The organism is Massilia frigida (genome assembly GCF_011682175.1).
GTDB classification, from domain to species: Bacteria; Pseudomonadota; Gammaproteobacteria; order Burkholderiales; family Burkholderiaceae_D; genus Telluria_A; species Telluria_A frigida.
The window spans coordinates 1-728 of record NZ_WHJG01000155.1 but is presented as its reverse complement, the minus strand read 5'-3'; the positions used below and the strand labels follow the sequence as shown (position 1 = coordinate 728).

Below are 728 nucleotides of genomic sequence, written 5' to 3'. Positions count from 1 at the left end.
ATCGACAGCATGTCGAACGTGGACTTCATTTTCGGTTTCGCCTGCAACCCCAAGCTCCTTGCGATGGCCGAGCCGACCAGACTTCGCGCCATCGACCGGTGGGTGGCTGCGCAATCGCAAGACGTGGTACCCAATGCGGTGCGTCTGTTCGATGAATTTACTTACAAGGCGCGCTCGTGGCCGAAGGCCTGGCGCGTGCTTCTCAAGGCCGAGGTCATGGCGCTTGGCGAGAACACGCGCTTCATCGTCACCTCGCTGCCAGGACTCGATGCCGGCATGTTGTACGAAGATATTTATTGCGCGCGCGGTCAGGCCGAAAATTACATCAAGCATCTCAAGGATGACCTCGCCGCCGACCGTACTTCCTGCACCAGCTTTCTCGCCAATTGCATGCGCTTGTTGCTGCACGCGGCGGCCTACATCCTGCATCAGCAACTGCGTACCGAAGGGCTGCGGCATACCGCGCTGTCGCAGGCGCAGCCATCAACGGTCATTTCCAAACTGTTCAAAATCGCCGTGCAGGTCAGGCAGTACAAGAACAAGATTGTCCTTCACCTTCCGAGCGCCTGTCCGGCCAAACATCTGCTCCAGACCTTGACCGAACGACTGTACCTGTCGACACCGGCCAGGTCCCTCAACTCGTCCTGAGTAAGCCACGTCCGGTCTGCCGAGAACTGACCACCAACCCGCCAACCTTCAACCGCATACTGCTCCATTCGATGTCCCGT

At 58.5% G+C, this 728-nt stretch carries 1 protein-coding gene; it reads left to right on the top strand.

Features of this window, described 5'->3' with window-relative positions; translation table 11 throughout:
* On the top strand, window positions 1-648 hold a 648-nt coding region (locus tag F2P44_RS34465; RefSeq protein ID WP_223165159.1), incomplete at its 5' end, for a transposase.
* Between the last annotated feature and the right edge of the window lie 80 nt (window positions 649-728).